The organism is uncultured Gemella sp., from assembly GCF_963537375.1.
In the GTDB taxonomy this organism is placed as follows: Bacteria; Bacillota; Bacilli; order Staphylococcales; family Gemellaceae; genus Gemella.
Genome location: NZ_CAUTDQ010000007.1, coordinates 41493 through 52334, shown reverse-complemented (window position 1 = coordinate 52334; position 10842 = coordinate 41493). Strand labels below are relative to the sequence as shown.

Below are 10842 nucleotides of genomic sequence, written 5' to 3'. Positions count from 1 at the left end.
TAAAGTGTGATAAGTCCAGTTTTTATGCGGATAACTAGATTTTTATGCTATTTTTATCGCAAAAATAGTATAGAAAGGAAGAAGATGAAGAATTTAAAGTTTGATGGAACCCAGTTAAAATATATAGCTATAATTGCTATGACAATTGATCATTTAGCATGGCTATTATATCCAGGTTTAGTTAAAGAACCGATACCAGTAATTATGCACATAGTAGGACGTTTAACAGCACCGATTATGTGGTATTTTATTGCAGAAGGATGTTATTATACAAAAGATATTAAAAAATATTTCTTTAGGATTATGAGTTTTGCTGTTATCAGTCACTTTGCTTTTTGTTTCGGTTTAGGTATACCATTTGATATAACAACAGGAAGTATATTTAATAAAACTAGTGTCTTATTCCCATTGGCGATGTCGGTTGCATTAATCGCAATTTTTAGAAATGAGAAGATAAATAATACATTAAAGATTTTAGCAATTATTGTTTTCTGTTTATTAACGTTTGTAGCGGATTGGTCTTCAATAGCTCTAATGATGCCATTCTTTTTATATAATCATAGAGATAATAAAAAACAACAAATACTTGACTATGTTATCTGGATAAGTGTTTATGCAGCTATTTATATTATATTTATAGATGTATTTTATGGAGTACTACAGTTTTCAACTTTATTCTCTTTACCATTATTAATGAGATATGATGGCACTAGAGGAAAACATATTGGTTCTAAGTGGTTCTTCTACTACTATTATCCAATACATTTAGCTATTATAGGTATATTTAGAATAATATTATATGGAAATATTTCATTGGTACTTTAGAAATAGTATGGACTTAGCAAATCAAAAGAACATGGATAGGTTTAATACAACAAAAATCTAATATAGGGGTTCCTTATTAAGACAAAACTTAATAAGGAACTTTTTTACATATATTGTGATATTAATTTGTAGTAAAAAAGTGAAGGATATAATATAATTAGAATACTATAAATAATAAGTTTCGAAAGGATAAAATGAATAATAAAGAAGAAAAAGTTCAATGCCAAAAGTTATGGGCAAATAATAAATACTTAGTTCTAAGTCACTCAAGTAAAATATACTTAGAAATTAGAACGTATTTAAAGCAAGAAGAAGTATCACTGAGTAAAGTGAGTGAACTTATAAATCAAGCAATAAGTTTACCAGAAGATAAAGGACAAGTAACGAATGCACTTCATCATGTCTGGGGATATTTTAAAAAATTTGCAACAAAAGAAGAAAAAGATCATTTTTTTGAAATGATTGAAGAATATCATAATAATAAATATAAAAAAGAAGGTTTGATAAATGAAGTAAAATATCTTCTAAAGAAATATCCAAATAGATATTTGGAAGAATCTACTTTTATCAATGGAGGACAAGATGAGACTTTGGCATGAAGAACTAATATCAAAACTACCAAGGCAACAACTTTTAGGTCAACATAGAGAATGCTGCGCATTAAGAGGAAATGGTTGGGGTAAGAAACATGCAACGGTAGATTATGTATTTGAACATAAGCCATTTTTCCTTTTTAAGTATCATGAATTAATCATGCAGGAAATGAAGAATAGAGGATATAATGTTAGTAAAGAATGGCTAGATAAAAATTATAGAGGAAAAATTTGTGCTCCTCACAACGATCTAAAAGAGTATAAAATAAATAAGCCGATTTATAAAGAACACGATGCAGCATACTATGATGAGTGTATTGAGAATTTAGCTCAAAAGGATATTTTTATCTGGTAGTAATTAAGAAAAGATTGTTTTATTGACAATTAATAATAAAAGTAGTAATATTAATTTACTTGCAAACGCAAGTAAATTAAGAGGTGACAAATGAATAATGAAGAAGTAGTAAATAAATGGATAGCATTTCATAGTAATATGAAACAAATAAGTACTGAATTAGAAGATGCCTTATCAAAAGGAGAGCATCCAATAACTTTAAATGAATACTATAGCTTACATTACTTGAATGAAACCGAAGGAAATATATTAAGAATGACAGATTTAAGTACTAAGATTTCATTAAGTTTAAGTGCAACATCAAGAATGTTAGCTAAATTTGAGAATACGTGTGGTGTAATAGAAAGATTTTCTTCTGCTGAGGATAAGAGAGGTGTATGTATAAAATTAACACCTAAAGGAAAAAAGTACCTAGAAAATACTACAAGTATAGTTACAGATGTATTAAATAGAAATAGTGATAAAATATAAAATCAGAATTTATTATTTTGATTTTTATATTTTACTAATGTACTTGTTTGTGCAAGCAAATATTTTCAAATAAAAGTTAGGAGAATTAAAATGACAAAATTAACAAATCAACCAGTAAAAGATAGAGCAGAACATAATGCATATTTTCCATCAGACTATTCTTTGAGTATATATACAAGCCCTGTGACAAATTTTGATGGTTTTAAATTTGAAAACACATATAGTGGTGAAAAGAATAAAATTTTAATGATAGCGACAGATGAAAGATATTTACAAATGTCTAATGGAAAGTATTTTTCGACAGGTAATCACCCTGTAGAAACATTATTACCAATGTTACATATGGATGCTGCTGGATTTGAGATAGATATTGTTACTTTATCAGGAAACTCTGTAAAATTAGAGATGTGGGCAATGCCAGAAAAAGATGAAAATGTTATGAAGCTTTATAATAAATATATAGAAAAATTTGAGAATCCTCTTAAATTAGATAGAATTTTGGAGAATATTACTTCAGAAAATTCACCTTATTCAGGTGTTTTCATACCAGGTGGTCATGGTGCAATGATTAACTTGCCTGAAAGTAGAGAAGTAAAAGAGGTTCTTAAATGGGCAATTAAAGAGAATAAAAAAATCATAACACTTTGTCATGGTCCAGCTGCATTAATTTCAGGAAATATTGATGAATCAGAGTTCTTATTTAAAAATTATGAAATGACTGTTTTCCCAGATAGTATAGATGAGGGAGCAAACCAAGAAATTGGCTATATGCCAGGAAAATTAAAATGGTTATTAGCTGAAAAGCTAGAAAGTTTGGGTGCGAAAATAGTAAATGAAGCAATAAGCGGTCAGGTTCATATAGATAGAAACTTAATAACTGGAGACAGTCCTCTTGCAGCAAATCAACTAGGAATTGTAGCTGTAGATGAGTTGTTAAAAATGGTAAATAAATAGAGGTGATAATTATGAAAATTTCAATTTTAAATTTAGCTCCATTAAGACAGGGGCAGAATTTTAAAGATGCTATTGACGCAATGGTTAAATTAGCTAAAAAGGCTGATGAATTAGGATATGAAAGATATTGGATTGCAGAACATCATAATACTAAAAGTGTAGCAAGTAGTGCGACACAATTACTAATACAACGTACATTAGATAATACAAAAAATATTAGAGTAGGATCAGGTGGAGTAATGTTGCCTAATCATAGTCCGTATATAGTTGCTGAACAATATGGAACTTTAGAGACTCTTTATCCAGGAAGAGTTGATTTAGGTTTAGGTCGTGCTCCAGGTACTGATTATAACACTGCGCGAGCTATTAGAAGAAACACAAATAGAGAGATGGATTTTAAAAAAGAAGTCGTGGAGCTATCTGGGTATTTTAAAGATACAAGACCTGTTCATGCATATCCAGCTGCTGGGCTTGATGTTCCACTATACATACTAGGTTCAAGTACTGATAGTGCATATGTAGCTGCTGAGCTAGGATTACCTTATTCATTTGCATCGCATTTTGCTCCAGCTATGATGGAAAATGCAGTAGCAATTTATAGACATTACTTTAAACCATCAGAAGTTTTAAGTGAGCCGTATGTAATTTTAGGTGCTAATGCAGTTGTTGCAGATACCGATGAAGAAGCAAAAAGATTATCAACAACTCAGATTCAATCATTTTTAAATATCATTACAAGTAATCCTCAAGGTATGGTTCCTCCAGTACAATCGGAAGAAGCGGTTTGGAAAAATTATATAGCTACAACTAAAGTGCCACATTTTGGACCAATTGCATTTGAACATGATGAAATAGTTGATCATGAGAAAGCTGTTGTTGATCAGATGACAAAAATCTCATTTATTGGTAATAAGGAAACTGTGAAAAATCAAATTTTAGATTTGAAAAATAGGGTAGAATTCGATGAATTAATGATAAATTCATATATTTATGACGAAAAAGCACAGCATCATTCATATGAACTATTAAAAGAGGTTATTGATGATATTAATGGATAGGTTATTGGTGAATTTAGAAATACTACTTCTTAATTGTTAAAATTTATAATTTTTTGAAAACTAAATTGATGACAAAAGTAGATAATTAGTGTATTATGAAATCAAATAAACTTGATAATAGTAAAAAAGAGGTAAATTATGGAAAAATATCTAATTAATGACGAATTTGTCAATGTAAAATCAAGAGTAGATGAATATTTAGAAAAAAATAACATTCATCAATTTTTAAATATAAACCAAGGTGAATATGCTAAAAACGTTGGTTTAGAATTAGAGGATATTCAATATGTAGTATTTGGTAATCCAAAAGTAGGAACATTACTAATGCAAGATGACTTATATCTAAGCTTTAACTTACCACTTAAATTATTACTTATTAAGAGAGAAGATAAGACAGAAGTATTATATGAAAAACCTACTTCGTGGTTAAAAGAAGAACATTCTGATAGAATAAAAGACATTTTATCAAAAATGGATAATTTGTATTTAGATGTCATTAAGTATCTAGAAGTATAATTAAGAATTGTTTATTTTAGATAAGAAAATTAAATAAGGAGAATTATAGATAAAATTGATTTTCTATAATTCTTCTTTTTTATTTGAATACAAACTAAAACTAATTTTATCAATGGTTATTGGGAGTGTTTTGTGGTAAACTGTTACTAGTATACATAGGAGGTATGAAGAATGTTAAAAACAGATTTTTTAGATGTAGAATTATCTAACCCATTAATGAATGCATCAGGGGTTCACTGTATGACGACTAAGGAACTAGATGAATTAGTGGCTAGTGAAGCGGGGGCTTTTGTTACAAAGACTGCAACTCGTGATTATAGAGAAGGTAACCCTGAACCAAGATATTATGATACTGCTTTAGGAAGTATAAATTCAATGGGATTACCGAATAATGGTTTAGATTATTATTTAGATTATGTTATTGAACGTCAAAAATCAGGTGCAAAATTGCAGTTTTTATCGGTAACAGGTATGAGTTATGATGAAAATATTGGTCTATTAAAGAAAATTCAAGAAAGTGAATATGAAGGTGTGACTGAATTTAATCTATCATGTCCAAATGTACCAGGAAAACCTCAGATTGCTTATGATTTTGAACTTACAGATAAATTGTTAGCTGAGGTACTCACATTCTTTACAAAACCTATTGGGGTAAAACTACCTCCGTATTTCGATATTGCTCATTTTGATGAAATGGCTAAAATTCTTAATAAATATCCTCTTACATATGTGAATAGTGTAAATAGTGTAGGAAATGGTTTATATATTGATTTAGATAAAGAACAAGTAGTTATTAAGCCAAAAGGTGGATTTGGTGGACTAGGTGGAGAATATATTAAACCAACAGCATTAGCTAATGTTCGTGCATTTAGGGAACGCTTGAATCCTAGTATAAAAATTATTGGAACTGGTGGAGTTATAAACGGCAAAGATGTATTTGAACATATTCTATGTGGTGCAGATTTAGTTCAAGTAGGAACAACTTTACATAAAGAGGGAGTTTCAGTTTTTACTAGACTAACTAAAGAACTTCAAGAAGTGATGAAAGAAAAAGGGTACTCAAGTTTAGATAACTTTAGAGGAAAATTAAAGGTAATAGAATAAATAATTAGCATACATATAGTATAAAATTTAATTAATGATGAAAATGTAAAAGAAAAATAGATAACACTTGAAAATCATTTTGAAAATTGTTATTATATATTGTACAGACAAAATATAGCACATATAAAGGCAAGAATATGGCTTGCAAGTTTCTACCATCAGACCGTAAATTTGATGACTATGGGCATTCTTATTATAATGTTATTGGAGTTGGTCCAAAAATCCTAGATTTTAAAAAGTTTACAAGAAAACTCATAGACGCAGTGGTTTATTGATATCTAAAATCGCTTTATAAAAGCTTTTTAGATATCTAATAAACTGTGCGGGGGTGACTCGACAAAATCGATTTCCCCGAAATCACGATTTTTGAGTCACTCCCAACTATTTGTAGTAGAATTTTTAAATCGCCTATAAGTAATTATAGGTGATTTTTTGTATTTATATAGTTATATTTGTCAAAAATTATATATAACTAAGGAGAAAATAATCTTGAAAACTTTTATTTTAAGTTTACAGCACGTACTAGCAATGTACGCAGGAGCGGTAATTGTACCGATAATTGTTGCTGGAGGTCTAGGTCTTTCAGCAGAACAAACAACGTATTTAGTGTCAGTTGATATTTTTATGTGTGGGGTAGCAACATTCTTACAAGTGTATAAAGGTAAATTTACAGGTATTGGGTTACCTGTTGTACTTGGATGTACTTTCACAGCAGTTGCGCCGATGATAGCTATAGGAAATAGCTCAGGGTTACCAACTATGTATGGAGCAATTTTTGTTTCAGGATTAGTGGTAGTTGGAATAGCACCATTTTTCGCTAAGGTGGCTAAGTTATTCCCACCTGTTGTTACTGGTAGTGTTGTAACAATTATAGGTATTACATTAGTACCAGTTGCGATGAACTATATTGCGGGTGGACAAGGATCGAAAGATTTTGGAAATCCAAAAAATATTGTATTGGCATGTATTACACTTGCAATTATTTTAGTAATTTATAAATTTACTACTGGATTTATTCAATCAATAGCAATTTTATTAGGGTTAGTATCAGGAACTATTATTGCTAGTTTTATGGGAATGGTAACTTTAACAGAAGTTACACAAGCAGGTTGGTTCCAACATCCAACACCGTTTAAGTTTGCTAGTTTCGAATTCAATATAAGCGCGATTTTAACATTTGTTATAGTTGGAATAGTTAGTATGATTGAATCGACTGGTGTATATTATGCCCTAGGAAATATCTGTAATCAAGAGGTTAAAGAACCAGATTTAAGAAGAGGATATTTAGCAGAAGGATTAGCGGTTATAATTGGATCATTAGTAAATGCCTTCCCGTATACTACTTATTCTCAAAACGTAGGACTTGTACAAATTTCAGGTGTAAAAAGTAAAAAAGTAATGTATGTAATGGTACTGTTACTTCTAGTTTTTGGATCAATTCCAAAAATTGGAGCTTTAGCTACAATCGTACCTCAACCAGTACTAGGAGGAGCGATGATTAGTATGTTTGGTATGGTACTTGCATATGGTGTGAAAATGTTAGGAAATACTGATTTTGCTAAACAAGAAAATCTTATGATAATTGCTTGTTCTGTTGGTTTAGGATTAGGTGTAACAACAGTTCCTACAGCATTTGCTCAATTACCAAGCTTTATCCGTATGTTTACTGATAGTGGTATTGTTTTAGGCACAATTGTTGCGATTGTAATGAATCTGATTTTTAATAGAAAATCAAAATTAAATAAATAATTAGTTAGATATAAATTGTGATTCAGATATAGAAACTTCAAAAAAACAAAATGAGAATGACTTTATAATATTGATTTAGACAATATTTCGATTTTATAAAAACGTTCTCTTTTTTTATGTGTTTAGGCTTGAAAATCAATGTTTTTTGTGTACAAAATATTATAGATGTAGTATAATTTAATAAAGGTCAATTTTAGTCAATAAAGGAGGTGCCCTTATGAATAATAATATGACAGATATTCTTGAACAATATATTATGAACTTATTTAATGAGGCAACAGAGGATCATATAATTATTAAAAGAAGTAATGTCGCACAAAAATTTGACTGTGTACCATCCCAATTAAATTATGTAATAAAAACGAGATTTACTCCGGAACATGGATTTATTATAGAAAGTAAACGTGGAGGGGGAGGATTTATTAGAATTACTAAAATAACCCTTCATAAAAATAAAGATTACATAGACTATTTAATTGAGACTGTAGATAATGAAACTATTGAGGTAGAAGAAGCCGTTAGAATAGCTAAAATTCTGCTTGAAAAAGAATATATAGATAAATTTGACTACAATCATTTTATAGATAGTGTAGAGATTATTACTGATGTTCATAATCAATTTTTAGATCATATTGATAAAAATAGTGCTGAAGAGATGATTTCTAAAACAAAAGCAAATTTAAAAGATTTGACAATAAGATTTTTAACAAATATAAAATATAATAAGAGAGGATAAGGTTATGTACATAAGATTTAATGAAACGGCCCTTATGGTGCTAACGACAGCGAAAGAAGAAGCTAATGATTTTGGTGTTAAGGCCGTAGGGACAGAGCACTTACTATTAGCTATGTTGAGTATGAACAATACATTGTCATGTAAAACACTTAATAAATATGGTGTTTATTATGACGACTTCAGAAAAAGCGTAGTAGATTTTTATGAAGCAGAATTAGAAGGTACGGATTTTTATCGTAATGTTTTAATGAAGATAGATTATACAAATGGAGCTGTTAGAACTATAGAAAAAAGTCAACAATTTGCAGATGATACATCTAGTTTTGTAGTTACAAGCGAGCACTTACTATTATCTTTATTAAATGAGAAAACAGGGACTGCTGTTCGATTATTAACTGATAAGTTAGGAGTTAATGTTGATGCATTAATTACGGAATTATTTGAATTATTAAAACAAAGCCAAGGATTACTATCTAAATTATTTGATGGGTTTAAAAAATTAGAAGCTTCAGAAGATAGTTCAGCAAAAACTAAAACTTTAAATTCTTTAGCTAAAGATTTAACTAAGGATGCATTTAATAATAAATTAGACCCTGTTTTAGCTCGTGATAAAGAAATCACTCGAATGATAGAGATTTTAAATAGACGTACTAAGAATAATCCGGTATTAATTGGAGAACCTGGGGTAGGGAAAACAGCTATTGTTGAAGGTTTAGCAGAAAGAATAGTATCTCAAAATGTTCCGAGTAATTTATTAGGTAAGAGAGTTATGGTTCTAGATATGGGAACTTTACTTGCAGGTACTAAGTATCGTGGTGAATTTGAAGAAAGATTAAAAAATATCATTACTGAAATAGAAGATGCAGGAGATATTATTTTATTCATCGATGAAATTCATACGATAATTGGTGCTGGAGGAACTGAAGGTAGTGCCGATGCATCAAACATCCTTAAACCAGCTTTATCACGTGGTTTAATTCAATGTATAGGGGCAACAACTACTGAAGAATATAGAAAATATTTTGAAAAAGATGCAGCTTTAGAACGTAGATTCCAACCGATTAAAGTTGAAGAACCAAATACAGAAGATTCAATTAAAATTCTAGAAGGATTACGCCATAAATATGAAGAACATCATAATGTGGAAATTTTAGATGAAGCTTTAGATGCAGCGGTTAAGTTAAGTACAACTTATATTACTGATAGATGTTTACCAGATAAAGCAATTGACCTTATTGATGAAGCTTGTTCTAAAGTTAAATTAAGATTTTATAAATCTCCAGAGAAATTAAAAGAATATGAAGATGAATTAAGTCGTTTAAATAAAGAAAAAGATAGAGCTGTAATTAATCAAGAATTTGAAATAGCAGCTAAAAAACGTGATGAAGTTAACCAAGTAATTAGTAAAATTGAGCAATTTAAAATTTCTTGGCAAGATAGTTTATCAAAAGATAAAATTAAAATTAGTGCTGATCATGTAGCTGAAGTTCTTGCTGCTTGGACTGGGGTTCCTGTTACTAAATTAACAGAAACTGAAAGTGAAAGACTTCTAAAATTAGAAGAAATTTTACACAAACGAGTTATTGGACAAGATGAAGCTGTGGTGAGCCTAGCTAAAGCAGTTAGAAGAGCAAGAAGCGGATTTAAAGCCCCTAATAGACCAATAGGAAGTTTTATTTTCTTAGGACCTACAGGTGTAGGAAAAACAGAACTTGCGAAAAGTTTATCTGAAGCATTATTTAGTTCAGAAGATAATATGATTCGTATTGACATGAGTGAGTATATGGAACCACACTCAATTAGTAGACTTGTTGGAGCTCCTCCAGGTTATGTAGGATATGAAGAAGCGGGACAATTATCAGAACAAGTTCGTCAAAAACCATATTCTGTAGTATTATTTGATGAAATTGAAAAAGCTCACCCATCTATTTTTAATATTTTATTACAAGTATTAGATGATGGACGTTTAACAGATGCTTCAGGTCGCGTAGTAGATTTCAAAAATACTATTATTATCATGACTTCGAATGTTGGAGTGAGTGAACTAAATGATCAAAAATTCGTAGGATTCGGTGGAAGCGAATCTATCAAAAATGATTATAAAAATGTTCAAAATACTATGATGGAAGCATTGAAAAAACAATATCGCCCAGAATTCTTAAATAGAATAGACGATATTATTGTCTTCAAAACTCTTGAAAAAGAAGAGTTAGAAAAAATCTCTGAGTTATTAATTGATGGATTATCTAAGCGATTAGCAGATAGAGATATTACTATTAAACTTACTAAAAAAGCTATGGCTAAAATCGTTGAAGACGGTAGTATAAAAGAATATGGAGCGCGTCCATTAAAACGTAGTATTCAAAAAAATATTGAAGACTTATTAAGTGAAGAACTATTAAGAAATCCTGAATTAACTGGAACTATTAATATTGATTATAAAAATGATAATTTTGTTGTAAAGAAAACTAAGAGGTAATT

General features: G+C 29.7%; 11 protein-coding genes and 1 riboswitch. All 11 genes read left to right on the top strand.

The annotated features are described in order from the left end of the window. Window positions 1-84 precede the first annotated feature (84 nt). The 11 genes from RYK99_RS02610 (at window position 85) to RYK99_RS02560 (ending at window position 10840) form a co-directional block, all read left to right on the top strand. Entirely contained in the window at window positions 85-825 is a 741-nt protein-coding gene (locus RYK99_RS02610) for a TraX family protein (RefSeq protein WP_271986822.1), read from the top strand. Window positions 826-1019: 194 nt separating this feature from the next. Further along, the gene (locus tag RYK99_RS02605) at window positions 1020-1424 is read left to right on the top strand and encodes a YbgA family protein (protein WP_271986823.1); all 405 of its coding nucleotides are present in this window, start codon (window positions 1020-1022) and stop codon (window positions 1422-1424) included. Then, window positions 1408-1773 (top strand): TIGR02328 family protein, encoded by a 366-nt coding sequence (locus tag RYK99_RS02600; RefSeq protein ID WP_271986825.1) that lies wholly within the window; start codon window positions 1408-1410, stop codon window positions 1771-1773. Before RYK99_RS02605 ends, RYK99_RS02600 begins: the two co-directional genes overlap by 17 nt. 90 nt (window positions 1774-1863) lie before the next feature. Further along, window positions 1864-2244: a MarR family winged helix-turn-helix transcriptional regulator gene (locus tag RYK99_RS02595; RefSeq protein ID WP_003146915.1), complete on the top strand. Its 381-nt coding sequence runs from the start codon at window positions 1864-1866 to the stop codon at window positions 2242-2244. A gap of 90 nt (window positions 2245-2334) precedes the next feature. Then, complete coding sequence (gene hchA / locus RYK99_RS02590) at window positions 2335-3198, top strand: glyoxalase III HchA (RefSeq protein WP_271986826.1); 864 nt, start codon at window positions 2335-2337, stop codon at window positions 3196-3198. Window positions 3199-3209: 11 nt separating this feature from the next. Further along, window positions 3210-4256, top strand: a complete 1047-nt coding sequence (locus RYK99_RS02585) for an LLM class flavin-dependent oxidoreductase (RefSeq protein ID WP_314989855.1) — start codon at window positions 3210-3212, stop codon at window positions 4254-4256. A 138-nt stretch (window positions 4257-4394) separates the two neighbouring features. Beyond that, window positions 4395-4772 carry a DUF302 domain-containing protein gene (locus RYK99_RS02580; protein ID WP_314989853.1) on the top strand — a complete coding sequence of 126 codons (378 nt, stop codon included), beginning with the start codon at window positions 4395-4397 and terminating at the stop codon, window positions 4770-4772. A gap of 171 nt (window positions 4773-4943) precedes the next feature. After that, window positions 4944-5876, top strand: coding sequence for a dihydroorotate oxidase (locus tag RYK99_RS02575; RefSeq protein WP_314989851.1), 933 nt, complete (start codon window positions 4944-4946; stop codon window positions 5874-5876). 99 nt (window positions 5877-5975) lie between these two features. Further along, a riboswitch (purine riboswitch) is annotated at window positions 5976-6077 on the top strand. Between the two features lie 288 nt (window positions 6078-6365). After that, a complete protein-coding gene (locus RYK99_RS02570; RefSeq protein ID WP_314989849.1) occupies window positions 6366-7625 on the top strand; it encodes a nucleobase:cation symporter-2 family protein in 1260 nt (419 codons plus the stop codon). A 217-nt stretch (window positions 7626-7842) separates the two neighbouring features. Then, window positions 7843-8361, top strand: coding sequence for a CtsR family transcriptional regulator (locus RYK99_RS02565; RefSeq protein WP_314989847.1), 519 nt, complete (start codon window positions 7843-7845; stop codon window positions 8359-8361). 4 nt (window positions 8362-8365) lie between these two features. Continuing rightward, window positions 8366-10840 carry an ATP-dependent Clp protease ATP-binding subunit gene (locus RYK99_RS02560; protein WP_314989846.1) on the top strand — a complete coding sequence of 825 codons (2475 nt, stop codon included), beginning with the start codon at window positions 8366-8368 and terminating at the stop codon, window positions 10838-10840. The last annotated feature ends 2 nt before the right edge of the window (window positions 10841-10842 follow it).